This is a genomic window from Pasteurella skyensis (assembly GCF_013377295.1).
Lineage (GTDB): Bacteria > Pseudomonadota > Gammaproteobacteria > Enterobacterales > Pasteurellaceae > Phocoenobacter > Phocoenobacter skyensis.
On the sequence record NZ_CP016180.1, the window covers coordinates 245,747 to 271,701 of the forward strand.

Annotated in this window: 22 protein-coding genes, 4 tRNA genes and 1 pseudogene; 22 read left to right on the top strand and 5 right to left on the bottom strand. The window is 35.3% G+C overall.

Going from position 1 to position 25,955, the window contains the following annotated elements:
- The first annotated feature begins 49 nt into the window (after nt 1–49).
- From A6B44_RS01110 to cdd, 16 genes are all read left to right on the top strand, one after another.
- Nucleotides 50–313, top strand: a complete 264-nt coding sequence (locus tag A6B44_RS01110) for a hypothetical protein (protein WP_090922988.1) — start codon at nt 50–52, stop codon at nt 311–313.
- 143 nt (nt 314–456) lie between these two features.
- Nucleotides 457–2,523, top strand: a complete 2,067-nt coding sequence (gene glyS / locus A6B44_RS01115; protein WP_090922990.1) for a glycine--tRNA ligase subunit beta — start codon at nt 457–459, stop codon at nt 2,521–2,523.
- 15 nt (nt 2,524–2,538) lie between these two features.
- Nucleotides 2,539–3,831, top strand: a complete 1,293-nt coding sequence (locus A6B44_RS01120; protein ID WP_090922993.1) for a DNA cytosine methyltransferase — start codon at nt 2,539–2,541, stop codon at nt 3,829–3,831.
- A complete protein-coding gene (locus A6B44_RS01125; RefSeq protein WP_090922995.1) occupies nt 3,818–4,696 on the top strand; it encodes a hypothetical protein in 879 nt (292 codons plus the stop codon). The genes A6B44_RS01120 and A6B44_RS01125 overlap by 14 nt, the downstream gene beginning before the upstream one ends.
- An 84-nt stretch (nt 4,697–4,780) precedes the next feature.
- A complete protein-coding gene (gene ubiH / locus A6B44_RS01130) occupies nt 4,781–5,992 on the top strand; it encodes a 2-octaprenyl-6-methoxyphenyl hydroxylase (protein WP_090922997.1) in 1,212 nt (403 codons plus the stop codon).
- A complete protein-coding gene (locus tag A6B44_RS01135; RefSeq protein ID WP_090922999.1) occupies nt 5,992–6,381 on the top strand; it encodes a hypothetical protein in 390 nt (129 codons plus the stop codon). The genes ubiH and A6B44_RS01135 overlap by 1 nt, the downstream gene beginning before the upstream one ends.
- 260 nt (nt 6,382–6,641) lie before the next feature.
- Complete coding sequence (gene rsxA, locus A6B44_RS01140; protein WP_090923003.1) at nt 6,642–7,223, top strand: electron transport complex subunit RsxA; 582 nt, start codon at nt 6,642–6,644, stop codon at nt 7,221–7,223.
- Nucleotides 7,223–7,819, top strand: a complete 597-nt coding sequence (gene rsxB, locus A6B44_RS01145) for an electron transport complex subunit RsxB (RefSeq protein ID WP_090923005.1) — start codon at nt 7,223–7,225, stop codon at nt 7,817–7,819. Before rsxA ends, rsxB begins: the two co-directional genes overlap by 1 nt.
- Nucleotides 7,809–9,869, top strand: a complete 2,061-nt coding sequence (gene rsxC / locus A6B44_RS01150) for an electron transport complex subunit RsxC (RefSeq protein ID WP_090923007.1) — start codon at nt 7,809–7,811, stop codon at nt 9,867–9,869. The genes rsxB and rsxC overlap by 11 nt, the downstream gene beginning before the upstream one ends.
- Nucleotides 9,862–10,959, top strand: a complete 1,098-nt coding sequence (gene rsxD, locus A6B44_RS01155; RefSeq protein WP_090923010.1) for an electron transport complex subunit RsxD — start codon at nt 9,862–9,864, stop codon at nt 10,957–10,959. Before rsxC ends, rsxD begins: the two co-directional genes overlap by 8 nt.
- Nucleotide 10,960: 1 nt before the next feature.
- Nucleotides 10,961–11,686, top strand: coding sequence for an electron transport complex subunit RsxG (gene rsxG / locus A6B44_RS01160; protein WP_090923012.1), 726 nt, complete (start codon nt 10,961–10,963; stop codon nt 11,684–11,686).
- Nucleotides 11,687–11,694: 8 nt separating this feature from the next.
- A complete protein-coding gene (locus tag A6B44_RS01165) occupies nt 11,695–12,381 on the top strand; it encodes an electron transport complex subunit E (RefSeq protein WP_090923014.1) in 687 nt (228 codons plus the stop codon).
- A gap of 11 nt (nt 12,382–12,392) precedes the next feature.
- Nucleotides 12,393–13,289, top strand: coding sequence for an EamA family transporter RarD (gene rarD, locus A6B44_RS01170; protein WP_090923017.1), 897 nt, complete (start codon nt 12,393–12,395; stop codon nt 13,287–13,289).
- Nucleotides 13,290–13,368: 79 nt separating this feature from the next.
- On the top strand, nt 13,369–15,039 hold the full coding sequence (ettA, locus tag A6B44_RS01175; protein WP_090923019.1) for an energy-dependent translational throttle protein EttA: 1,671 nt from the start codon (nt 13,369–13,371) through the stop codon (nt 15,037–15,039).
- Nucleotides 15,040–15,137: 98 nt separating this feature from the next.
- Nucleotides 15,138–15,500 carry a dihydroneopterin aldolase gene (folB, locus tag A6B44_RS01180; protein WP_090923021.1) on the top strand — a complete coding sequence of 121 codons (363 nt, stop codon included), beginning with the start codon at nt 15,138–15,140 and terminating at the stop codon, nt 15,498–15,500.
- Nucleotides 15,501–15,509: 9 nt separating this feature from the next.
- Nucleotides 15,510–16,406, top strand: a complete 897-nt coding sequence (gene cdd / locus A6B44_RS01185; RefSeq protein ID WP_090923023.1) for a cytidine deaminase — start codon at nt 15,510–15,512, stop codon at nt 16,404–16,406.
- Between the two features lie 288 nt (nt 16,407–16,694).
- Here the strand turns inward: cdd and A6B44_RS01190 are convergent, their stop codons facing one another.
- Complete coding sequence (locus tag A6B44_RS01190; protein WP_090923025.1) at nt 16,695–17,333, bottom strand: lipase family alpha/beta hydrolase; 639 nt, start codon at nt 17,331–17,333, stop codon at nt 16,695–16,697.
- A 218-nt stretch (nt 17,334–17,551) separates the two neighbouring features.
- Here A6B44_RS01190 and A6B44_RS01195 point away from each other — a divergent pair, with 218 nt between their 5' ends.
- Nucleotides 17,552–18,946 (top strand): nicotinate phosphoribosyltransferase, encoded by a 1,395-nt coding sequence (locus A6B44_RS01195; protein ID WP_090923027.1) that lies wholly within the window; start codon nt 17,552–17,554, stop codon nt 18,944–18,946.
- 26 nt (nt 18,947–18,972) lie between these two features.
- Nucleotides 18,973–20,193, top strand: coding sequence for a DUF711 family protein (locus A6B44_RS01200; RefSeq protein ID WP_090923029.1), 1,221 nt, complete (start codon nt 18,973–18,975; stop codon nt 20,191–20,193).
- Nucleotides 20,194–20,311: 118 nt separating this feature from the next.
- Here A6B44_RS01200 and A6B44_RS01205 read toward each other — a convergent pair.
- From A6B44_RS01205 to A6B44_RS01220, 4 genes and pseudogenes are all read right to left on the bottom strand, one after another.
- Nucleotides 20,312–21,217 (bottom strand): annotated as a pseudogene (locus A6B44_RS01205) (IS256 family transposase, variant Zn-binding type); the annotation flags it as partial.
- A gap of 155 nt (nt 21,218–21,372) precedes the next feature.
- Nucleotides 21,373–21,448: transfer RNA gene (locus tag A6B44_RS01210), tRNA-Val, on the bottom strand.
- A gap of 177 nt (nt 21,449–21,625) precedes the next feature.
- Nucleotides 21,626–21,701, bottom strand: a tRNA-Val gene (locus A6B44_RS01215).
- A 159-nt stretch (nt 21,702–21,860) separates the two neighbouring features.
- Nucleotides 21,861–21,936, bottom strand: a tRNA-Val gene (locus A6B44_RS01220).
- A 172-nt stretch (nt 21,937–22,108) separates the two neighbouring features.
- Between A6B44_RS01220 and gltX the strand changes: the two genes are divergently transcribed.
- From gltX to A6B44_RS01240, 4 genes are all read left to right on the top strand, one after another.
- A complete protein-coding gene (gene gltX / locus A6B44_RS01225) occupies nt 22,109–23,551 on the top strand; it encodes a glutamate--tRNA ligase (protein ID WP_090921586.1) in 1,443 nt (480 codons plus the stop codon).
- Between the two features lie 66 nt (nt 23,552–23,617).
- Nucleotides 23,618–23,693: transfer RNA gene (locus A6B44_RS01230), tRNA-Ala, on the top strand.
- Between the two features lie 190 nt (nt 23,694–23,883).
- Nucleotides 23,884–25,095 carry a tyrosine-type recombinase/integrase gene (locus A6B44_RS01235; protein WP_090921588.1) on the top strand — a complete coding sequence of 404 codons (1,212 nt, stop codon included), beginning with the start codon at nt 23,884–23,886 and terminating at the stop codon, nt 25,093–25,095.
- A gap of 273 nt (nt 25,096–25,368) precedes the next feature.
- Nucleotides 25,369–25,737 (top strand): Mor transcription activator family protein, encoded by a 369-nt coding sequence (locus A6B44_RS01240; RefSeq protein WP_090921589.1) that lies wholly within the window; start codon nt 25,369–25,371, stop codon nt 25,735–25,737.
- Nucleotides 25,738–25,955 lie beyond the last annotated feature (218 nt).

A 25,955-nucleotide genomic window follows, 5' to 3' on the forward strand; every position in this document is an offset into this window, starting at 1 on the left:
AAATGGCTCAATAAAACATAAGATTACTTATATAACAGAGATAATTAGAATGAATAAACTAACACTTTTTTACGCTGATTTATGCCCTGACACATCCCCTTTCGTTCAAGAATTAGAGCGATTAAATGTTGAATATGAAGGTGTAAATATTTTTGAGTCAATGGCGAATTTTAAACGCTTTTTGAAATTACGTGATAATCATTCGGCGTTTGATATACCAAAGAGTTTAGGGAATATTGGTATTCCTGCTTTAGTGCTAGACGATGAAAAAGTGATTTTAGATTGTGAAGAATTACAAACTATTTTTGGTTAAAGCGGTTAGATTTTAGAGAGAATTTGCAAATTTGTGATGCTCTGAGTCACGAATTGAAAACGGCACGCAGTGAGTGCCGAATCGGTTACAAAATTTATTATGCAATCGCTGTATAATTAAAAAATACAAAAAGAGAGAACAAAATGACAACAAAAAATTTCCTTGCCGAGATTGGCACAGAAGAGTTACCACCGAAGGCACTTAAAAAATTAGGGCTGGCGTTTGCGGGCAATGTGGAGCAAGAGTTAAATCAAGTGGGTTTGACTTTTGATAAAGTGGAATGGTTTGCCGCACCACGTCGTTTGGCAGTTAAAGTTTTAGGGCTTGCATTGGTGCAACCAGATAAAAATATTGAAAAACGTGGTCCTGCTGTTAAGGCGGCATTTGATGATCAAGGTAATCCAACCAAAGCAGCAGAAGGCTGGGCAAGAGGTTGTGGGATTACAGTTGATCAGGCGGAGCGTATCGCAACGGATAAAGGCGAGTGGTTGGTACATCGTGCGGTTATCAAAGGGCAAGAAACCAAATGCTTGTTAAATGAGATTATCAACAATGCGTTGGCAAAATTACCGATTCCAAAAGCAATGCGTTGGGGCGATAAAACCGTACAATTTATCCGTCCTGTGCATACGGTAACGATGTTGCTTGGCGATGAGTTGATCGACGGCGAAATTTTAGGTGTGAAAAGTGGCACAACGTTGCGTGGACACCGTTTCTTAGGACAACAAGAAGTTGAGATCGCAAATGCGGATCAATATCCTGAAATTTTACGTGAAAAAGGATCGGTTATTGCAGATTTTGAAGAGCGTAAAGCGATCATTTTAAAAGATTCGCAAGCCAAAGCTGAGGCGTTAGGCGGTATCGCAGATATTGAAGAAGACTTACTTGAAGAAGTTTCATCATTAGTTGAGTTCCCTGTGGTAATGGCGGCGAAATTTGAAGAGCGTTTCTTAGAAGTGCCAGCTGAGGCGTTAGTTTACACAATGAAAGGGGATCAAAAATATTTCCCTATTTATGATAAAGCAGGCAACTTATTACCAAACTTTATTTTTGTGTCGAATATCAACCCAGAAGATCCAACTTTTGTGATTGAAGGGAATGAAAAGGTGGTGCGTCCACGTTTAGCTGACGCAGAATTTTTCTTTAAATCAGATTTAAAACAGCGTTTAGAAGATAATTTACCACGTTTAGAAACCGTATTATTCCAGCAACAGCTTGGCACAGTACGTGATAAAACGGCTCGTATTGAGCAACTCAGTGGCGAAATTGCAAAACAAATTGGTGCAGATGAAACCAAAGCAAAACGTGCGGGTTTATTATCAAAATGTGATTTGATGACGAATATGGTATTTGAATTTACCGATACGCAAGGCGTAATGGGAATGCACTATGCACGTCACGATGGTGAAGATGAAGAAGTGGCGATTGCATTGAATGAACAATATATGCCACGTTTCTCAGGCGATGAATTACCGACTTCATTGGTGGCGTGCAGTGTTGCGTTGGCGGATAAAATTGATACTTTAACGGGTATTTTTGGTATCGGTCAGTATCCAAAAGGGGATAAAGACCCATTTGCGTTGCGTCGTGCGGCATTAGGTGTGTTGCGTATTATCGTTGAGAAAAAATTACCATTAGATTTAACAGATTTAATCCAAAAATCAGCACAATTATTTGGCGATAAATTATCAAATAAAAACGTGGTTGATGAAGTGGTTGATTTTATGCTGGGTCGTTTCCGTGCGTGGTATCAAGATGAAGGTATTTCAGTTGATGTAATTCAAGCGGTATTAGCACGTCGCCCAACAAAACCAGCAGATTTTGATGCACGTGTGCGTGCGGTGGCTTATTTCCGTACCCTAGAAAGTGCTGATGCCTTAGCAGCAGCGAATAAACGTGTCGCAAATATCTTAGCCAAAGCGGAAAATAGTGTTGGCGAGATCGATCTTTCACTTTGTGAAATTGACGCTGAAAAAGTGTTGGCAGAAAAAATCATTGCGTTAAATTCAAGCCTTGCACCACTATTTGCTAACGGCGAATATCAAGCGATTTTAGAACAGTTGGCAAGTTTACGTGATGTGGTGGATACCTTCTTTGATAAAGTAATGGTAAATGCCGAAGATGAAAAACTACGTAATAACCGTTTAGCGATTTTAGGCTCGCTACAACGCCTATTCTTAAATGTGGCGGATATTTCAGTTTTACAATAAGTTTATAGAGGGATTATGAAAAAGAATTTATTATCTTTGTTCTCTGGTTGTGGCGGAATGGATATTGGTTTTGAAGGTGGATTTAAAGTTTTAAAATCAACTATTAATTCTGATATACATTCTCAGTGGATAGAAGATGAAGATGATAATTTCTTTTATTTAAAAGATACTATCTTTCAAACAGAATTTGCAAATGATATTAATGAACAAGCAAAAATAACGTGGAATGATTATTTTTCTAATAAAAGAAATAAGGATTTAAGCAATACTTTTAAAGTTGCAAGTATTGTTGATCTTGTTAAGGATTATCGGAAAGGGAATAAAAATATTTTTCCAGATAGTGTTGATATTGTAACAGGTGGCTTTCCTTGTCAAGATTTTAGTGTTTCAGGTAAAAGAAAAGGATTTAATTCTCATAAAGATCATAATGGAAATATAATAGAAGATTCTATACCTACGAAAGAAACACGGGGGAAGCTTTATATGTGGATGAAGGAAGTCATTGAAATTACATTGCCTAAAATATTTATTGCAGAAAATGTTAAAGGGTTAGCTAATTTAGGAGATATAAAAGATATTATTCAATCAGATTTTTCTTCTATAAATGGAGATAGTTATTTAGTTCTACCACCACAGATCCTTCATGCTGGTCAGTTTGGTATTCCACAGTCAAGAGAAAGAATATTTTTTATTGGTTTAAAGAAATCTTCTTTAACAGATGAGGCTTTAAAAGAATTAAGTAAAGAAAATATTGATGAAAAAGTAACACCATACCCTGTTCCAACTCATCGTTTAAATGGGGAATTTCATTTTTCTTCTAAGGCTCATTTAATGAAGGAGTTCACTAAGAGTAAAAGTGTATTGCTTGATTTAGAAGAACCAGAACAAAGCGATGATTTATCTCAAAAATTTTATTCAAAAGCTAAATTTATGGGAAAACACTGTCAGGGGCAAAAAGAAATTGACTTGAATAAACTTGCTCCAACTATTCGTTCTGAACATCATGGAAATATAGAGTTTAGGCGATTAGACATAGAAAATGGTGGAATAATTGTAGACGAGTTAGAAAGAGGATTAAAGCAGAGAAGATTAACACTTAGAGAGTGTGCTAGGATACAAACATTTCCTGATAACTTTAATTTTGTTATTTCTAAAAATAAAAATCATACTAAATTTTTTGTTAGCCCAAGCATGGGATATAAGTTAGTTGGTAATGCTGTTCCACCATTATTGGCATATCATATTGCTAAAAAAATAGAATCTAATTGGGATTTTTACTTTGGAAAGGAAGAATATGAAAAACAATAATTCTCTACTACAATCTTTTTTAACTATTTATTTTCATAAAATAGAGAACTTATTAAATAAAAATTCTAGTGGTTTGAAAGAAGTTAAGTTTCAGTCTAGTGAAGCAAACACGGATGAGCATTTAAAACTATTTTTTCAGAAATTTTTAATAGAAAATAATTCAATTTTAGATACAGAGATTAAAGAATTAGTTATAAAAATAGATAATTTAGAAGAAACCATTTCTGTTGATAATCTATATAATTATAAAATAGTGAAAGTTTTACTTCCAGAAGATCTTACTGATGATCAAAAATTAGATATTTCTGAAAGTAAGAAATCAGTATATACAAATCCAGATTTATATTTGAAAATATCAGATGGAACTAATATTTTTTATGAATCAGTGGAATTAAAATCTACTAAAAATAATAAAATACAAGGTTCTAGCATTCAACAAGTTTTGCCTTTTGAATGGGTTATTTTCATTAAAAGATCAAATAAGAAGATACAAATAACAACTGGATTTTATATAAATAGTATTACAGATAAACTACCGTTTCCAGATAGAAGTCCTAGACCACAAATTGGATTTGATACATTATTAGATTGGAATAATAAATACCGTTTTGTTCAGGAAGACAGGTTAATAGTAGAAAATAATTTGTCTGTTAATAATGAAAAATTAAGATTATTAGATGATTGGCAAGATTTTTTAACAGCAGAGTGGTTAGAAATAGTTTTATCTAAAAATAAAGTTAAAAATGAAAAATGGTTTAATAATACATTAAGAAAATTTGCATTAAAATTATTAGAGTATAATAATACTATTACTGATCAAGAAAAGAATGAGTTAATTGATAGCCTTTCAAAATTAATTGAATGAGATTATAACTTTTGTAAGCGGTAAGATTTAGTAAGAAATTTGCAAAATCTTACCGCTTTTTTGAATGAAAAATTGAGGTGGTATATGGCTCAGCAATTTGATGTCGTTATCGTCGGTGGTGCGATGACAGGATCGATTTTTGCATTGGCATTGAGTAGTTTTACGGATCACAAAATGCAAATTGCGATTGTGGAAAAGATCAAACCCGACTTTAAAAGTCAGGGCGGATTTGATGCGAGAAGTATCGCATTGGCACAAGGAAGTTTGCAAAAATTACAAAAAATTCAACCGCTTGGTACGACAAATTTGAGCGATGTCGTGCGTCGTATTAGCACCTCAATTCAAAAAATTCAGGTTTCAGATCAACATCATTTTGGTAAAACCACCTTAAAAGCCACCGAAATGCACTTGTCACAACTGGGCGTGGTGGTGGAGTTAGCCAAACTCGGTTTTGAACTTTTTCAACTTATTCAAAAACATTCTAATATTCAACTTTTCTGCCCTGATACTGTTGCAAATATTGAACGAAATCAGACTGCTTGTGAAATCACGTTAAGCTCGGGAACGCAGTTAAAATCAGCGTTAATCGTAGCAGCAGACGGTATTCAATCACAAATTGCTAAACAATGTGGTGTGGAAACGGTACAGTTGCGAGATTATAATCAATCGGCGATTATTGCGAATGTGGAAATTTCTCAACCCCACCAACAACAAGCCTTTGAGCGTTTTACCTTGCAAGGACCTTTGGCATTATTGCCATTGTGTGAAACGGCAGAGGTCAAAAATCAAATGTCGTTAGTGTGGTGTGTCAATGATCCAAATGAATTATTAAGCCTTTCTGATGACGAGTTTTTAGTTAAATTACAACAAAATTTTGGTTGGAAATTAGGTAAGTTTTTGCGAACCAGTCGTCGTTTTAGTTATCCACTGCAATCCCAAAAAGCCACTTCACACATTCATCATCGCTTGGCTATTGTCGGCAATGCGTCACAACTTTTACACCCAGTTGCGGGGCAAGGTTTTAATTTGGGAATGCGAGATTTATTTGAATTAGCGAAATTGCTTTCAAGTGCTTTTGTGCAAGGCAATGATTTAGGCGATTATGCTTTGTTAAGTCAATTTGAGAAAAATCGTTTGGCGGATCAGAATAAAATTATCCGTTCAACTAGCAACTTGATTTCTATTTTTTGTTGTGAGTTTTTACCTATTCAATTGGCGAGAACCTTAGGGTTGATTGGGTTAGACCATTTCAAAATAGGACGAGAATGTATCTCCAATCGTGCGTTGGGGTGGTAATGAATATTTATCATTTTTTTAAAATTGCTGTAATCGTATTTTTTGCATTGATTTCTTTTTGGATACTTAGCATAACAACTTTTAATCCAATATCCAATTATGAGGCTATTCATACAGTAAAAAATATAGTGGATAAAGTTCGAACTTATGAATCAAAAATCCCTCTTTCCAAAGATGAAATAACGCTTTATTATCAAACTATTCATTTATCAAAAGAAGAAATCTCACTGATTGAAAAATATGGGTTACAAATACACAAAATAGGAAGTGGTTATGAAGTGACAATTTCTCAAGGATTTGATAAGTGGGTTATTTACAATTCCGAAGATGACTGTTGGTATGGAACTAAAAATATAATTGGTTTAAAACAATGTTCTAAGAGTTTGTAATAATTATCAATGGATAGCCTAATTTTAGCAGTGCTTGGTGGCAGATCATTGTGAATTTATATGAAGTTGTGTGGTTAATGGCTAATCGTGCATTGGGCTGGTAAAAAATCATTTAAGCGGTAACTTGTTATTAAAAATTTGCAAAAAATTAAAACTAAGTAAACGCTTATTTTTATAAAAAATTAAAATATCGGTAAAACCTACCCCAATCCTTTAAAAAATGCGATAATGATCACCATTTTTGGAGAGTTTGTGGGAATATGGTCGATTATCTTTTATTAATTATTAGTACAGCCTTAATTAATAACTTTGTATTAGTAAAGTTTTTAGGGCTTTGCCCTTTTATGGGTGTATCTAAAAAAATAGAAACAGCGATTGGTATGGGGTTAGCGACAACCTTTGTACTAACCGTTGCGTCACTTTCTGCCTATTTAATTGAAAGCTATATTCTTGCCCCTTTTAATGCACAATTTTTACGAACCCTTGCGTTTATTCTGATTATTGCGGTCGTCGTACAATTAACAGAAATGTTAGTACATAAAACCAGTCCCGCTCTTTATCGCCTATTAGGTATTTATTTACCCTTGATTACCACAAATTGTGCCGTGTTAGGGGTGGCTCTATTAAATGTGAATTTATCCAACAACCTAGTGGAATCAGTATTATATGGTTTTGGTGCAGCAGCGGGTTTTTCATTAGTCTTAGTGTTATTTGCTGCTTTACGTGAACGTTTAGCCGCCGCAGATGTTCCTCATATTTTTCAAGGATCTTCTATTGCATTAATTACCGCTGGGTTGATGTCCCTTGCCTTTATGGGCTTTACAGGGTTGGTTAAAATCTAATGCTGACCTATTATGTTATCGCCATTTTAACCATTATTGCTCTTATTGTAGGGGCTGTACTTGGTTACGCCTCAATAAAATTAAAGGTTAAAGCCGATCCTATTGTTGAAAAAATTGATGCAATCCTGCCTCAAAGTCAATGTGCTCAATGTGGTTATCCAGGCTGTAAGCCTTATGCGGAGGCGATTGCCAACGGCGATGATATTACGAAATGTATACCGGGTGGACCTCCTTTAGTTATTAAAATAGCTGATTTAATGGGCGTTGAACCGCCAGAAATGGAAGGTGAAGCACCAGAAGAAATGGTGGCATTTATTGAAGAAGATATGTGTATTGGTTGTACTAAGTGTATTCAGGCTTGCCCTGTTGATGCGATTATTGGTACAAATAAAGCAATGCACACCATTATTCCTGAGTTATGTACTGGCTGTGAGCTTTGTGTTGCACCTTGTCCAACGGATTGTATTAAAATGATAAAATCAAAACAAGCAACACCAAAAAGAAATTGGACACTGGATGAAAACTTGATTATTCCTATTGTCAATACCACAGAAATACAAAAGAGAATAGTGGTGGGAGGCGATAATGAAAAATGATGCAGTAAGTCGTATCCGCCAAAATAAACTGTGGGATTTCCCGGGTGGCATACATCCCCCAGAAATGAAATCGCAATCAAATCAAACGCCTATTAAACGTTTGCCATTGCCAAGCCATTTTTATGTACCAGTAGTGCAGCATTCTGGTTCTGCGGGGGACTTGATCGTTAAAGAGGGAGATAAAGTTTTAAAAGGACAACCTTTAACTCAAGGTGAGAATTTTAGACAATTACCTGTTCACTCTCCAACATCAGGACGAGTGATTGCCATTGGTGAACATATTTCAACCAACATCAATGCGTCACCTGAATTAACGGTGGTTATTCAAGCAGATGGTGAAGATAAATGGTGTGAGCGTTGCCCCATCACTGATTACACTCAATATGATAGCGGTACGATTATTGATAAAATTTACCAAAAAGGTGTTGCAGGGTTAGGTGGCGCAGTATTTTCAACCTCATCAAAATTACATTATGCGGATACTCGCTGTGAACTGTTGATTATCAATGGTGCAGAGTGTGAGCCTTATATCACCTGTGATGATCGTTTAATGCAGGATTATACCGCTGAAATGATTGAAGGCATTGAGATTTTACAATATGTATTACAACCTCAAGAAGTGGTTATTGCGATTGAAGATAATAAACCCAACGCAATTAAAGCGGTACGATCTGCCTTAAAAAATGCAAAAAATATTCAACTGCGTGTTATACCAACTAAATATCCATCAGGATCATCGGATCAGCTAGTCCAAGTTTTAACAGGACTTGAAATTCCACAAAGCAAACGTACGATTGAAATGGGCATTGTTATGCACAATGTGGGAACGGCTTATGCCGTAAAACGTGCGGTGATGGATGATGAAGCCTTGATTGAACGAGTGGTGACATTAACAGGTAATCGCATTGGGCAAAAAGGCAATGTGTGGGCGAGATTAGGTACACCATTAAATTATTTATTGGAACAAGTACAATTTGAAGAAAGCAAATGTTTCCCCGTTTTGATTGGTGGACCTTTAATGGGCTTTAGTGTGCCAACATTACAAGTGCCAGTAACCAAAACCGTAAACTGTGTGATTGCGCCTAATGTGGATGAATATAGTGATGAAGAGTTAGAGCGTAATTGTATCCGTTGTTCAATTTGCTCTGATGCCTGTCCAATTGGTTTGTTGCCACAACAACTATATTGGCATTCTCGAGCTAAAGATCACGATAAAGCAAAAGCTTATAATTTGGACGCCTGTATTGAATGTGGAATTTGTGCTTTTGTCTGTCCGAGTAATATTCCTTTGGTACAATATTTTAGAGATGAAAAAGCCGAAATTGCTGAAATTGAGCGTAAAGAAAAACAATCGTTAGAGGCAAAACAACGCTTTGAGGCTCGTGAAGCTCGTTTACAAAAAGAAAAAGAAGCACGAGAAAAACGTATTCAAGAAGCGGCTGATAAACGTCGTGAACAGATATCAAAACAGCAGGGAGAAGATCCTGTTCAAGCGGCTCTCGCTCGCTTAAAAGCAAAAAAAGAGCAAGCTCAAAAAGTAGAAATTAAAGCGATTAAAACAACGATTGCAGGTGAGCCAGATAACAGTGAGTTAATGGCACTACGCAAAGCTAGACGCTTAGCCAAACAGCAACAAGCGGTGACTTCTGAGCAACAATTTGCAAAAAATGAAACTTCACAAACAGAACAAGATCCTCGTAAACTGGCTGTTGCACAAGCCTTAGCAAGAGCCAAAGCGAAAAAAGAAGCACAACAAAAAGAACAGCAAGCGGTCACTTCTGAGCAACAATTTACAAAAAATGAAACCTCACAAACAGAACAAGATCCTCGTAAACTTGCTGTGGCACAAGCATTAGCAAGAGCTAAAGCGAAAAAAGAAGCTCAACAAAAAGAACAGCAAGCGGTCACTTCTGAGAAACAATCTGCAAAAACAGGCACGACACAAACAGAACAAGACCCTCGTAAACTTGCTGTCGCACAAGCAATAGCAAGAGCTAAAGCAAAAAAAGAAGCACAAAAGAATAATAGAAAGGAAGATGATAATGTTTAAAATGGCAAGCTCTCCACATACTCACTCCAGCAATCTCACTGCAAAATTTATGTTATGGGTGATGGGGGCGATGTTACCTGCATTGGCAATGCAGTGTTACTATTTTGGTTATGGTGTGCTTATTCAAATAGCTATTGCATTGAGTTTGGCGACCGTTATTGAATTGGCTGTTGCAAAATTACGCCATAAACCAACCGCTTATTATTTAGCGGATTTGACTGGGTTAGTCACAGCAATGATGTTGGCAATGGCAATTCCACCTTATGCACCTTACTGGATTATTGTGATTGGAACCTTAGCGGCATTGTTGTTAGCAAAACATTGTTATGGAGGTTTGGGGCAAAATATTTTTAATCCTGCAATGGTAGGCTATGCGTTGTTGTTAGTTTCTTTCCCAGTACAAATGACCTCGTGGGCTGTTCCTGTTGAACTACTGAAACATCCTCTTAATTTTAGCGATCACTTATCATTAGTTTTTTCAGGAGTGACTACTCAAGGGATTGATTTGTACCAATTAATCAGTCAAGTTGATGGTGTGTCTCAAGCAACCCCATTAGATAGTGCAAAAACCTTTTATGCTAGTTTATGTTCTGATTGTAATCCTGATGTCGCTTATTATGATCTTGTAAAATCGCCAATTTTTATTAAAGGAAGTTGGGATGTTGCACAAGGCTGGTGGCAAGTAAATGTGGCATTTTTATTGGGTGGATTGGTGTTACTCTATAAACGTATTATTCATTGGCAAATTCCTGTTGCAATGTTAAGTGTGTTCACGTTGTGTGCATTCTTAACTGATATGCTCCTTGCTGATGTGACTTCTCACTTAAGTTTTTATGCTCAATTACTTAGTGGAGCAATGATGTTTGGGGCGTTTTTTATTGCAACGGATCCTGTCACTGCCTCTACTACTCCTCAAGGTAAGTTAATTTTTGGAGCCTTGATTGGGTTATTACTTTATATCATTCGTTATTATGGAAATTACCCTGATGCCGTTGCATTTTCTGTTTTACTAGCAAATATTTGTGTTCCATTAATAGATCATTATACTCAACCACGTTTATATGGCACTAAGTTAGGGAAAAGGAGATAAGATGAAACCGTTTAATATTTCAATGCGTTATGCTTTTATCTTAGCAACAGTTGCATTGGTTTGTACTTCTTTTTCTGTGGGTATTTATTGGCTAACAAAAGATAAAATTGATAATGTTATCGCACAGCAACAGCGTCAATTTTTAAATGAAGTTATTCCTCAAGAAATAATGGATAACGATATTTTAGCTACTTGTAAAAAAATACCATTAGCTGATTTTCCTTTTTTAAACAAAATTTATATTGCAAAAAAAGAGAATAAAGTAACCGCTTATGCTATTCAAAGTAGCGCACCCAATGGCTATGCTGGTGATATTGTATTACTGGAAGGCTTTCAACTTGATCGTTTAGAAAAAAGTGTAAAAGTACTAGGCGTACGAGTATTAACTCATAATGAAACACCGGGATTGGGAGATAAAATTGATATTAGAATATCAGATTGGATCCTCTCCTTTAATGGAAAAAAACTCAGTTTAAATGAGATTTCCGAAAATAAATACGGTGGTAAATATGATCAACTGACAGGAGCAACATTAACGGCCTATCTGTTAGAAAATAATGAAAAACAGTGGTTCGTTAAGAAAGATGGCGGTACTTTTGATCAGTTTACTGGTGCGACAGTTACACCAAGAGCGGTAGTTAATAATGTACGAGAAAGTGCGAAGTGGTTTGTAACAACCTTACTGTTGCAACCCAAATTAATTAGAACATTTCCAGATTGTAATTAGGAATAAAAATGACAGAAAATCAAATTCCCATTAAACAAATTGAAGATACACCAGCCCCCTCTTCAGAATGGAAAAAATTACTCAAAGATGGTGTGTGGAAAAATAATGGTGCATTAGTACAATTATTAGGATTATGCCCTTTATTGGCAGTATCTAATAATGTGACTAATGCCTTAGGCTTAGGGGTAGCAACCTTAATGGTGTTAATTTGTACTAACACCCTTGTTTCACTGTTCAAAAAATTTACGCCTCACGATATCCGTATTCCTATTTACGTAATGATTATTGCCACAATGGTAACAGCGGCTCAATTATTGATGAATGCTTTCGCTTATCCTATTTATCAATCTCTGGGTATTTTTATTCCATTGATAGTGACTAATTGTATTGTAATTGGGCGAGCTGAAGCCTATGCCTCTAAAAACTCGGTTATACACTCTGCTTTCGATGGCTTTGCAATGGGATTAGGAATGACTTTCGTGTTAGTGGTATTAGGTGCGATGCGTGAGTTAATAGGTAGAGGAACTTTATTTGACGGCTTAGATCTATTGCTGGGTGACTGGGCAAAGGGATTGCGTTTAGATATTTTTAATTTTGATTCAGGTTTATTACTCGCAGTGCTTCCACCTGGTGCATTTATTGGGTTAGGGATTTTATTAGCAATGAAAAATGGGTTAGATAAAAATAAGCGATAAGGTGAAAATAGATGAAATTATCAGTAGGTTTGATACAAGCCATTTTGGCATATACTATATGGGGGCTTTTCCCTCTTTATTGGGCGCTATTAAAGCATATTCCTGCAACAGAGATCATAGGACACCGCATTTTATGGTCATTTGTTCTGTTATTTGTCATTATTATCGGTAGAAATAAACTTATTCGAGTTTTGCAGGGACTTAAAAATAAAAAAAATGTACTCATTCTATTGATTACTTCATTATTGATTAGTGGTAACTGGCTAATTTATATTTGGGCAGTAACGAATGGGCATATTTTAGAATCAAGTTTAGGTTATTATATTAGTCCTTTATGTAATGTGTTATTAGGCGTTATATTTTTAAGTGAGCGATTACGTCGTTTGCAGTATATTGCTGTTATTTTGGCATTTTTAGGCGTTATCTTTTTAACCATTATTTATGGACGAATTCCTTTTATTGCATTAGGTTTAGCAAGTACTGTCGCAATTTATGCTTTATTACGCAAATGGGTTAGTTTGGATACTCAAACCGCAATGTTTATTGAAACTGGGTTAATCGTGATACCTGCGGCATTGTATGTATTATTTGGAAACCATAGCCAAGCGATTTTTAATGGCTCTTTGATAACACAAGTATTACTAATATGTGGAGGAGCAGTCACTCTATTACCATTAATGTTAATGACAAACAGTTTAAAAACACTAAGATTATCTACAGTAGGTTTTTTACAGTATATCAGCCCAACACTGCAATTCTTTTGTGGTTTAGTAGTATTTGGTGAACCCTTTGATATTTATACATTTATTGGATTTATTTTTATTTGGACTGCAATGCTAATTTATTCATTAGATGCGTTTTTTTGTCATAAAAAACAAACATTAAAGCATAATCTAATAGAGAAATAGCGGTGCTTTGATATATTTTTATTACATTTTGCAGTAAACTATTTCTAAATTTTTAAGATAACAAAAGAAAGGAAAAAGAATGTCATCACAATTTGTTTATACGATGCACAGAGTGGGGAAAATTGTTCCACCTAAGCGTCAAATTTTAAAAGATATTTCATTAAGTTTTTTCCCTGGTGCAAAAATTGGGGTGCTAGGTTTAAATGGTGCGGGTAAATCAACCTTACTACGCATTATGGCAGGGATCGATAAAGAATTTGAAGGGGAGGCTCGTCCGCAACCTGGTATTAAAATTGGTTATCTGCCACAAGAACCAAAATTAGATCCAGAACAAACGGTACAGGAAGCTGTTGAAGAAGCTGTTGCCGAGATAAAAAATGCCTTAACTCGTTTAGATGAAGTTTATGCGCTTTATGCTGATCCTGATGCTGATTTTGATAAATTAGCGACAGAACAAGCTAAACTTGAAGCTATTATTCAAGCTGCAGATGGGCATAATTTACAACACCAATTAGAGCGTGCTGCCGATGCGTTACGTTTACCTGAATGGAATGCAAAAATTGGCACATTATCAGGAGGGGAACGTCGCCGTGTTGCACTGTGCCGTTTATTGCTAGAAAAACCTGATATGTTGTTACTTGATGAACCGACTAACCACTTAGATGCTGAGTCTGTCGCATGGTTAGAGCGTTTCTTACACGATTATGAAGGTACAGTCGTGGCAATTACCCATGACCGCTACTTCTTAGACAATGTGGCAGGTTGGATCTTAGAGCTTGATCGAGGCGAAGGTATTCCTTGGGAAGGTAACTATTCAACGTGGTTAGAGCAAAAAGAAAAACGTTTAGCCCAAGAACAGGCAACAGAGTCTGCTCGTCAGAAATCGATTGAGAAAGAGTTAGAATGGGTTCGTCAAAATCCTAAAGGGCGTCAAGCAAAATCAAAAGCACGTATGGCTCGTTTTGATGAATTAACCTCTAGTGATTATCAAAAACGTAATGAAACGAATGAACTCTTTATTCCACCAGGTCCACGTTTAGGGGATAAAGTGATTGAAGTTCAAAACTTAACTAAATCCTATGGTGATCGTACCTTAATTGATGATCTTTCATTCTCAATTCCAAAAGGGGCGATTGTGGGGATTATCGGTGCGAATGGTGCAGGTAAATCCACATTATTCCGTATGCTTTCAAATAAAGAGCAACCAGATAGTGGCTCGATTACCTTAGGTGATACGGTCGTTTTAGCTTCTGTGGATCAGTTCCGTGATGAAATGAATGATACCAAAACCGTTTGGGAAGAAATTTCTAATGGACAAGATATTTTAACCATTGGAAATTTTGAAATTCCAAGCCGTGCTTATGTTGGACGCTTTAACTTTAAAGGCGTGGATCAACAAAAACGTGTTGGCGAACTTTCAGGGGGTGAACGTGGACGGTTACATTTAGCTAAGTTATTGCAAGTGGGTGGTAATGTCTTATTACTTGATGAACCAACCAATGATCTTGATGTAGAAACCTTACGAGCGTTAGAAAACGCAATATTAGAGTTTCCAGGTTGTGCAATGGTTATTTCCCACGACCGTTGGTTCTTAGACCGTATTGCGACCCATATTTTAGATTACGGTGATGAAGGTAAAGTGACCTTCTATGAAGGAAACTTCTCAGATTATGAAGAGTGGAAAAAGAAAACACTTGGAGCGGAAGCAATACAACCTCGCCGTATTAAATATAAGCGCATAACAAAATAAGTCAATCTATGACCCCACTCTTATTTTAGAGTGGGGCAAACATCATAATAAAAAAATATGTAAATTTTTTATAACATCGTACCGCTTAATGAGAAAAAATGGATATTGTATTTATAAAAGAACTCACTGTTTTCGCCTCTGTTGGAGTGTATGAGTGGGAAAAAAGTATTAAACAACGCCTTGTTTTTAATTTAGAAATGGCGTGGGATTTTCAACAGGCAGTACAAACGGATAATGTGGACGACTGTTTAAATTATGCAGAGGTGTCTCAAACCGTTATCGAGTTTGTTGAGTCTCAACATTTTGACTTAGTTGAAACTATTGCTCATCGATTAGCAGAATTATTACAAATGAAATTTAATATTCCGTGGATTAAAGTTGAGTTACATAAGCCACAAGCAGTTGCACAAGCAACCAGTGTTGGCGTTATTGTAGAAAGAGGTATCAAAGAGCATAAATAGGAGGAAATTATGCAAAATCAAACTGTATCAGGACGTTTAGAACAATTATCAAAAAAAGAAAATAATGCAGTAGTGTCAGAAATTATTGATTGTCTATCTACGCAATCTTTTAAAGGACGTTTATCAGCAGAAACCGTTGAAAAACTGTGCCAAAAATTCCAATTATCTAAAATTGAATTAGCCTTACAATGTTTATCTATCGCAAGTTGTTATGGCTTAACCCCTATTTCAAATTTTAATGTAGGAGCGGTTGCTATTGGTGCTTCTGGAGTCTTTTATTTTGGTGCTAATCAAGAATATGAAAATGTCGCTATTGCTCAAACCGTTCACGCAGAACAAAGTGCTATTAGCCACGCTTGGCACAGTAATGAAAAATCGATTACCGATATTGTTGTAAATTACACACCTTGTGGACATTGTCGTCAATTTTTAAATGAACTGAATGTGGCATCAAACCTCAAAATTCATCTTCCTCATTCTCAAAATAATTTGTTACACAGCTACTTACCAGATTCTTTTGGCCCTAAAGATTTAGACATTTCTGAATTGCTCTTTGATCATCAAGATCATCAATTTGAATTAGCTAATCCAGAGCCAATTGTACAAGCCGCATTAAAAGCATTCAATCACTCTCACGCACCTTATAGCAATACTTATTGTGGTGTGGCATTAGCTTTTGAAAATGGTGAAATTGTAACAGGTCGCTATATTGAAAATGCCGCATTTAATCCAAGTTTCCCTCCATTACAAAGTGCGTTAAACTATCGCCGTTTAAATGGTTTAAGCGAAGAAAAAATCTCTCGTATTGTAATGGTAGAAAAACAATCAGGGTTAAGCCATAAGCAAGTAACAGAAACCTTAGCAAAAGCATTTTTAGATATTGATGTAGAATATATTTTAATATAATCAATGCATGGTTTTAGTGTGTAATTTTCTCAGTGGGTACTCTTCTTTACTTCGATATTTCCACAAGATCAATAATTGAGCTCAGTAGCTGAAAACGGAAGCGTTGATCACGTTAGCCAAACACCGAACACTGAGCTTGTCGAAGTGTTAGGTGTTTGTGCACTATCCTTGTTTTGTGAACGTTCTCTGATAATTCGATATTTCCACAAGTTCAATAATCGAACTCAGTCACCGAGAACGAGGAATATTGTTGAGTCGTCAAAATACACCGTTTGATTTTATGTAGCATTAAACTAAATGCTTATCAAATCGACCATTTTTCAAAAAATAATCGGTTTGATAAATCACTTGCTTAGAATAGAGCAATGTGGTGTGGCTTAGGGGTAACTCAATATGATCAGTTTGGTTCTCTAACATCGTCTCCGCAAGGCTAACGGTGCCATCATTGGGTTTATCTAATTCTTGAAAAATCGAACCTATACCAATACATTTAGTTCCAGCAATGGAACCCAGTTCAATGTTTCCTTGCCAAAGTGGTAGATGACCATCAAGTGCGTTTTCATAAGAGTGGCCTAAAATATTAAAAGGAATATGATCTGCAATATGTTGAGCCACTTCACTGCCCTTATGTGGTGTGCCTAGAGTGACGATACGTCCATTAAAATATTGTGGTGCATAGTTATAGCCTAAGCGAATAAGTAATCCTCCCAAACTATGCCCCACAAAGTGACAAATTTCCTCTTGTTGACATTGTTGCTTTACAAAATCGAGTAACTGTTCCGCATTATACTGTAATGAACGGCGAGTAGAGGGGTATGAAAAAAGCTGTACATCATAGCCACTGCGGCTTAAATGATAACGCATATACTGCATAATAATGCTATTCATAAATAAGCCGTGAATCAAAAATAGTTTGGGTTGTTTCATTTTTTGTCCTATATCTAATTTAATGGAAGGGAGACCGCTTAAGTGATTAATTTGATATAACTTACCCTAAATTCTGTGGATCAATTTCACTAAAGATAACTCAAGTTTTAGTCATTTCCCCCGCTTTTAACAAAAAATAAGCATTTTTTATTTTAATTTAGTAAAGTATATGCAACAATATTATTTTTCTTCACCACTCTTTTAATGAGAAATAAAAAATGTATACTTCAAATCTTAATAATCTTATCTTAAATACCGACAGTTATAAAGCCTCGCATTGGGTGCAATACCCTCCACAAAGTGAATATATCTCCAGTTATATTGAATCTCGTAAAAGTGATTTTGATGTAGTCTTCTTTGGTTTACAAGCCTTTATTAAAGAATATTTAAGCAAACCAATTACATTACAAGATATTGAAGAAGCAGAAATGGTATTCACTGCTCACGGTGAACCTTTTAATAAAGAGGGTTGGCTAAAGATTATAGAAAAGTATCAAGGCTATTTACCGATAAAAATTCAAGCAGTACCAGAAGGCAGTGTGATTCCTACCAGTAACGTGGTATGTCAGATTATCAATACCGATCCTGAATTTTATTGGCTACCAAGCTATTTAGAAACGGCGTTGCTGCGTGCGATTTGGTATCCAAGCACAGTTGCCAGTATTTCCTATTATTGCAAACAAATTATTAAGCAAGCCCTAGAAAAATCAGCCGATAATTTGGATAGCCTACCTTTTAAATTACACGATTTTGGTGCTAGGGGGGCAAGCAGTTTAGAAACAGTAGCATTGGGTGGTTTAGCTCATTTAGTGAATTTTTGTGGGACAGATAGCGTGAGTGCGTTGGTGGCTGCTCGTCGTTGGTATAACGTAACAGAAATGCCTGCATTTTCTATTCCTGCGGCAGAGCATAGTACGATCACAAGTTGGGGGCGTGAAGGCGAGATTGCAGCTTATCAAAATATGCTAAACCAATTTGGTGGCGAAGGAAAAATATTTGCTGTTGTTTCAGATAGTTATAATTTATGGGATGTCGTTAGTGACCTTTGGGGTGGACAATTTAAAGAACAAATTATAGAAATGGGTGGCACCTTAGTCGTTCGTCCAGATAGTGGTAAACCGAGTGAAGTAGTGTGTAAAACACTGGAACTTTTAGAACAGAAATTCGGTTCAACCATAAACAACAAAGGATACAAAGTGTTACCCGATTGTATTCGTGTTATTCAGGGCGATGGTATTGACCGTCATTCTTTAAAAGAGATCCTTTATGAAGTAATGGAACTAGGCTTTAGTGCAGAAAATGTTACTTTTGGAATGGGTGGTGGTCTCTTACAAAAAGTGCATCGTGACACAATGAACTGGGCAATGAAAACTTCTGCCATACAAGTCGCAGGGCAGTGGCGAGATGTCTATAAAGATCCAATTACAGCACATAGTAAACGCTCGAAAAAAGGACGTTTAGCGCTTGTAAAACAAGATAATAAAGTCCAAACTATTAGAGAAGAGTTGTTAGATACACAGCAAAATTTACTACAAACCGTCTATTTGAATGGTAAATTATTGATTGAAGAAGAATTTACAACTATTAGAGAGCGTACCAATGTGATACTTTAATTTTTTACTATACAGGAGCAGGTTATATGAATTATAAAAATAAATCCCTTTGCCGAGTGCGAACCATTACCCTATTTTTATCTTTAACCAAAGATAAAAACCAATGGCAACAAGCGTTGCAAGAGGCAAAACAAGAGTTTGATCTGCTTATTCCAACTATCCAAAATGCAGGTTATGAAATTCAAAGTATTCGTATTGTAACCAATGCCTTTGGTGAGTATTTAGACACTACAAGCGTTGAGAAAGCAAAAGCGGATTTAGCCTATATTAAACAATTACTTAATCAGCTAAATAACAGTGGTTTGCGTATCCGTTTTGCGATTGGTGAAGCGAAAACCGCACAAGAAATCCAGCTCTTACCCGCACTTATTCAAGATTATGGTGATTTGTGTAACGCTTGTGTGAATGTTCCCCTAGATAAAAATGGCGTGTTGGATAATCAGTTGATTGAGCAATCAGCACAGACTATAAAAACCATTGCAGAAACCACCGAGCGTGGCGAGGGAAATTTCAATTTTACAGTGAATTTTAACTGCAAACCTTTTATTCCTTATTTCCCTGCAAGCTATCATTCTAGCGATTTACCTAACAGCTTTGTGATTGGCTTTGAAACTCCCGATCTTTTGGTTGCTGTGTTAGAAAATATCCCCAAAACCGAACACAATAGTTTCTTTAATAATGCTTATAATCAGCTGTCAGAAGTGTTGCAATATCATATTGATGAAGTGCTAAATGCAGTGCATTCTGTTACTTTATCAGGTAACTTTACATTTGTAGGGATTGATAGTTCAGCTGCGCCATCAAAAAATTGTGCTTCAATGGTAACCGTTTATGAGAATTTAGGTGTGCCTTATTTTGGGGCTGCAGGAACAGTTGAGGCATCGGCATTGTTAACAAGAGTATTCAAATCCATTAAAAATGTCCCATTGGTAGGGTTTTCAGGCTTAATGCTTGCTTTAACAGAAGATACAGGGTTAGCCAAAGGTTCTCAATTAGAGCAGTTTGATATTCGAGCCTTGCTCACATACAGCGCCGTATGTGGTATTGGATTAGATACTGTACCTGTTTCAGGCAATGCGACTATTGAGCAACTTTCTGCTTTAATGCGAGATACAGGAACAATGGCATTTCGTTTAAACAAACCATTAACGGTACGAGTATTCCCTATCCCTAATGCCGAAGCAGGCGAAATGACAACATTTGAAAGTGATGATTTGTGTAATAGTAAAATCTTAGCTATTCCTTAATAGGGTAAGCGGGTACTTTTGAAGTAAATTTGCGGCATAGTAGACAAAATAGTTGGTAATTTTGAGGAGCTATGCCCATAGTAGACAAATGAGTTGGTTTTTATTATTTTATAAATAATTACCAACTCCTTTTATTTAGAAAATCTTTTATAAACATAATCTTATGGTATTTGGTCAAACCATTATGATTAGATAGTTTTCGTTTAAGTTCTCCAAATAAACTTTCAAGCCTATTTGTTGTTTTTTCTATATTTAATTCAGGATATTTTTCAAAAGTAAATAAATAATCCATATTATATTTTAAGCTCCTGTAAGCACTTCTTATATTACGATGTTTAAAAGGATATTTACCCTTTTCATTTATTTTATCGGAGCGTTCATTTAAATATTCTTTATGTTTTAAATACCAATAATGTAAATTAATATAGAACTCGTTTTTAGAGCTATTTTTTAATGTTTTAACTAATATTTTTAGCTCTTTTCCCGCTTCAGATTTAGGGTTCCTTGTTAATTTCCTTATTACATTTGCTATTTGATGAAATTGGCAAAGTTGTGCAGGCGTATTTAAAAAATCTCTTAATAATCCTCGTCTTCCATCACAAGTAATAGATTGAATAATATAGCCTTTTTCTCTTAATTTATTCATTGCTAATAGATAATAAAGATTTTTTTCTGTTGTCACAATTTGATGATAAATTACCTTCTTTGATAAAGTGTCCATAAAAACGAGAACACCAAAATTTCGACCAAAGAAAGTGGTATCCATCATTAAGTTCAATTTATTATTTTGTGGGATATTTAATGGCGTTTTAGGGGCTTTTAAAACATATCTTTGAATAGTTCTAACAGAGCAATTATATTTAATTGCTAGTTGCTTATAGGTTTGTTTACCTTCTGTGTAATCTAGCCAAATTTGGCTTGAATTTAAGGATTTTTTGAAGGTAAAAGTTTTATTACAAATAGAGCATTTATAACGTTGAACATTATTTTGGGTACCATATTTGTGAATATTCGTTTTATGACAAAAAGGACAAGTTTTTTATTCATTTTCAAAAAAGTGGGCTAAAGCACAGTAATATAAAGCTTTAACCCATTTTTTACCAACTATTTTGTCTACTATGCCAAATTTGCAAATTTCTGGATTTAAAAAAAGAATTGTATAAAAGGTAAAAAAAGAAGTGGTGGGCGATACCGGTCTCGAACCAGTGACCCCCTCCTTGTAAGGGAGGTGCTCTCCCAACTGAGCTAATCGCCCCTTTAATTCTTAAATTTTTTTGTTTCTACTTTGTCAAATTTATTTGACATACTTATGTATGCCTGCATAAATTTTCCTAGTATAAACTTCAAAATTTAATTTCAAAGGTATTCTTTAAATTAGGTTGTTTAAAGAATTATTTAGAATAAAAAGGCACTTTAATGTTGGTAAAAAAAGTGGTGGGCGATACCGGTCTCGAACCAGTGACCCCCTCCTTGTAAGGGAGGTGCTCTCCCAACTGAGCTAATCGCCCTTTTAATTCTAAATTTTCTTGTTTCTGCGTTGTCAAATTTATTTGACATACTTATGTATGCCTGCATAAATTTTCCTAGCATAAACTTCAAAATTTAACCTTAAAAATATTTAAGGTTAAAATTCTCAACAGTGGCACTTTAATGTTGGTAAAAAAAAGTGGTGGGCGATACCGGTCTCGAACCAGTGACCCCCTCCTTGTAAGGGAGGTGCTCTCCCAACTGAGCTAATCGCCCGCTGTTGTGGGGTTGAATTATAGAGATCTAATCTTTTCAGTCAATCAATTTTTGTAAAAAAAAAGTTTGTTTGTTTTAAAAATCATCAAAAAAGTGAATTTTTTACTATTATTCGCCATTTTGCGTAGTAGAATAGTAAAATATTTTATTTGAAACTAATAGGTTATTTATAATGCAAATTGAAAATCTTTTCCCTTTTGATCCAAATGTAAAAGTGCGAACTCGTTTCGCACCAAGTCCAACAGGTTATTTGCACGTGGGAGGTGCAAGAACAGCACTTTATTCTTGGCTTTATGCTAAACATAATAATGGCGAATTTGTACTTCGTATTGAAGATACGGATTTAGAACGTTCAACGCCAGAAGCAACAGCGGCTATCATTGAAGGTATGGCGTGGTTAAATCTAGCGTGGGAACACGGACCTTTCTACCAAACAAAGCGTTTTGATCGTTATAATCAGGTTATTGATCAAATGTTAGAGCAAGGGCTAGCTTATCGCTGCTACTGTTCAAAAGAACGTTTAGAAGCATTACGTGAAGAGCAAGAAGAAAATAAAGAAAAACCTCGCTACGATAGACATTGTTTAAATGAGCATAATCATTCAGCAGATGAGCCTCACGTGGTGCGTTTTAAAAACCCAACAGAAGGTTCGGTTATTTTTGATGATGCGGTGCGTGGTACGATTGAAATTAAAAACAGTGAGCTAGATGATTTAATTATTCGTCGTACTGATGGTGCACCAACTTACAATTTCTGTGTAGTGGTTGATGACTGGGATATGGGGATTACTCACGTGGTACGTGGCGAAGATCACATTAATAATACACCTCGTCAAATCAATATTTTAAAAGCATTAAATGCACCCGTACCAACTTATGCACACGTTTCAATGATTAACGGTGATGACGGTAAGAAATTATCCAAACGTCACGGAGCGGTAAGCGTAATGCAATACCGTGATGAAGGTTATTTACCAGAAGCATTAGTGAACTATTTAGTGCGTTTAGGCTGGGGACACGGCGATCAGGAAGTTTTCTCTGTGGAAGAGATGATCAATTTATTTGAATTAGATCACGTCAGTAAATCAGCAAGTGCATTTAATACCAAAAAATTACAATGGTTAAACCAACATTATATTAAAACCTTAGATCCTAGCTACGTGGCGAAACACTTAGATTGGCATATGAAAGATCAAAATATTGATTATTCAAAGGGTCCAAAATTAGAAGATGTGATTACTGCTTTGGCAGAACGTAGCGTAACACTAAAAGAAATGGCAACCGCAAGCCGCTACTTCTTTGAAGATTTTAACGAATATGATGAAAAAGCAACGAATAAAAACTTCAAACCAGCAGCAGTTGAGCCACTTGCAAAATTATTAGAGAAACTGACCGCTTTGGAAGAGTGGACTGTTGAGAATATTCATAATGTAATGAATGCAACGGCAACAGAACTTGAAGTTGGAATGGGTAAAGTTGGAATGCCATTCCGCTTAGCAGTAACAGGTTCAGGGCAATCTCCATCAATGGATTTAACTGCCACTTTAGTGGGTAAAGAACGAACACTTGCTCGTATTCAGAAAGCCATTGCGTTTATTAACGCTCAAAACGCATAATTTTCTATTGACATAAAAAACGCTGAGTATTATCATTCTCAGCGTTTCTTTCCTAAGAAATAACGTGGGGATATAGCTCAGTTGGGAGAGCGCTTGAATGGCATTCAAGAGGTCGTCGGTTCGATCCCGATTATCTCCACCAAATAACTAATTTACTATAGTTCATACTGCTTCAAAATAAACCATAAACCCCTATAAATAAAGAATTTTATTAATTTTCATAGTGTATTTTGCTTTATTGTGCTTCATTTTGATTTCATTTTTTAGTACCCATAATAGTACCTGTATGATATAGTACCCAGTAATTTGGGTACCATTATGAGGTTTTTTTTATGGCTAGGATTGTTCAATCTTTAACTAATACGCAGGTAGATAAAGCAAAATACACACCTAAAGGCAAAAATGAATTAAATGACGGAAACGGCTTATTTTTACAACTTTACTCAACTAACAAAAAATGTTGGCGTTTTCGTTATTATAAGCCTAAAACAAAATTAAGGACTAAAATAACCATAGGGGAATACCCTTGTATTTCATTGGCTCAGGCTCGCACTAAAAGAGATGAATTCAGAACATTGTTATTACAAGGAATTGATCCTCAATGTTTTAAAAAAGAGCAAGCAATAGAAAGAGAATTGAAAGATAAAACTACATTTCTAGCTGTTGCATTAGAATGGCGGAAAAAAAAGGAAGGTGAAATAAAAAATAAAACATTGACCAAATATTGGAGAAGTTTAGAACTTCATATTTTTCCGTTTCTTGCTGATTATCCAATACAGGAAATAGTGCCTATTATTGCATTAAAGCCATTAAAAAGAGTTGAAGAGCGTAACAATATAGATATGGCTCAACGTCTTTGTTGTTATATCAATGAGATTCTTAATTTTGCAGTAAACGGCGGTTTATTACCTTTTAACCCTTGCTTAAAAATGGGAAAGAATTTAAAACGTATCAATAAGCAAAATAATCCTCATATAGAAAGTCATCAAATTCCAAAATTAATGCAATCAATATCCAATGCTCGTGTTCAGCCACAAACAAAGGCTTTAATTTATTTCCAGCTTTTAACAATGGTTAGACCAAATGAAGCAAGTAGAGCAGAATGGCAGGAAATAGATTTTGAAAATGAATTATGGACAATTCCTGCTGAAAAAATGAAAGCAAGAGAACCCCATATTGTACCCTTATCAACACAAGCAATTAAAATTCTAAAAGATCTTGAAGGGATTACAGGGCAGTTCAAATACATATTCCCTAAACACGGTGATAACAAAGCCCCTATGAGTTCAGCAACCGCTAATACTGCTTTAACTAGAATGGGATACAAGGGAAAACAAACAGCACACGGATTAAGAGGATTAGCAAGAACTTACCTAGCTGAACAAAACATTATTCACGAACACGCCGAAGCCTGTCTTGCCCACAAAACAGGGGGAAATGTAAGCCTTGCGTATAATCACGCTACTTATATACCTCAAAGAAAAGTAATAATGCAATTTTGGGGTGATTTCATAGAGCAATGTTCTTTAGTGAAAACTATCTAATTTATAAATAGAGCGATAATCGCTCTATTTTTTTATCTTTTTCCTCAATTTAAAAAGTTACTAGTTTTACTAAAAAACCCACTTATCCACTTATTATATTATTTATTTTTATAACTTATTGAAAAATAATAAAAAATAAAGGGTTTTGTTTAAGTGGTTTTCAAGTGGTTTTTAAGTGGATAAGTGGGTTTTTAATGTTTGATATATCACAGACTCAATAAAAAATAATTTTTGGTAAATTGTTTGTTATTCCACAAACAAGAGGTTTTTTTAATGACAGAAGAAATTTTAGATAAAAAACTAAGTGAATTAAATTCTAAATGGCCAACAACATTAATTGATATTATTGATTTAATTTCTAATGAGTTAGAAAAACAAGGAGAGGCTCCTTCTGATGCACAGAAAAAAGCCCAAAGATTAACAATATTAATTTCAGATTATTTTGGCGGTAGTTCTTTTTATCTTCCATTTGGAAGACGTTTAAAAACAGCTTTACGAGATTATGAAATTTTTAAGAATTTCACAGGGGATAATATTAAAAGTTTAGTAAAAATTCATAGATTAAGCGAAAGCCATATTTATGCAATTATTAGAGATCAAAGAAAATTACAAAGGCAACGTAATGATAAATTATGTAAATAATTGTGCATTTAATAAGCAAACAGATTTTTTTATAAAATTTTTTGAATGTTTAAATAGCGTATAAATGGTGTTTAAATGATTTTAGGTTGTAAATTTGAGTAGTAAAAAAGGCATTTTTAGCGGGTTTTGCCCGCTATTTTTTTAACTTTTAAACGTTTTTAGTAGTTTTGCCAACTTATCGCATTTTAAACGAAAGATTGGGGATATTGACGTATTTT